This is a genomic window from Nocardiopsis lucentensis DSM 44048 (assembly GCF_000341125.1).
In the GTDB taxonomy this organism is placed as follows: domain Bacteria; phylum Actinomycetota; class Actinomycetes; order Streptosporangiales; family Streptosporangiaceae; genus Nocardiopsis; species Nocardiopsis lucentensis.
The window spans coordinates 1-619 of record NZ_ANBC01000061.1 but is presented as its reverse complement, the minus strand read 5'-3'; the positions used below and the strand labels follow the sequence as shown (position 1 = coordinate 619).

The 619-nt window shown below is 75.8% G+C and carries 1 pseudogene; it reads right to left on the bottom strand.

The features are described 5' to 3' along the window. A pseudogene (locus D471_RS39945) lies at nucleotides 1–619 on the bottom strand (hypothetical protein); the annotation flags it as partial.

The following is a 619-nucleotide window of genomic DNA, read 5'->3' as shown; positions in this document are numbered from 1 at the left end:
CCCGCCGACCGTCCTCGAACGGCTCCTCGCCGCTGACGGAGGCGGGTTCCTCGTGCGAGCGGCGGAATCCGACCCGGGCGTGGCCGTCCGGCCACAGGTCCAGGTCCCGCGTCACGACGGCCCTCCCCTCCGCCAGCGCCGCGGCCGCCTCCTCCGCGCCGGGCAGTCCCAGGGCGCGGACGAGGGTCCCGTCGTCCACGAGGGGCGCGGCCCCCAGCGCGCCGCCCCACATCACCTGGCGGTTCTGGTCGCCGTTGGCCTTCATGGGGGCGCAGTCGGGGGAGTCCAGGGGGACCGGTGCGGTGATCGGCTCCGTCCGTATCTCCTCCGGAGGCCAGACGGCCCAGTCCGGACAGGGCTGTCCGGGGTCGGGCACGGGGGCGACCTCCATCCGGGTGTCGATCATCCGCACCGGGACGACGTCGTTCTCCGGGAAGTGCTCGCGCAGGGCGGCCTCGGCCTCGTCCGCCGTTGAGGCGGACGCGCCGTCGGGCAGGTACACCAGCGTCGTGCCGACCGCCGCGCGGGGGAAGTGCCTGCGACCCTCGTGCGCGATCGCGGAGGAGGTGAAGACGGCGACCGCGGCCAGGGAGGCGACGGCGGCGATGGTGACGGTCGC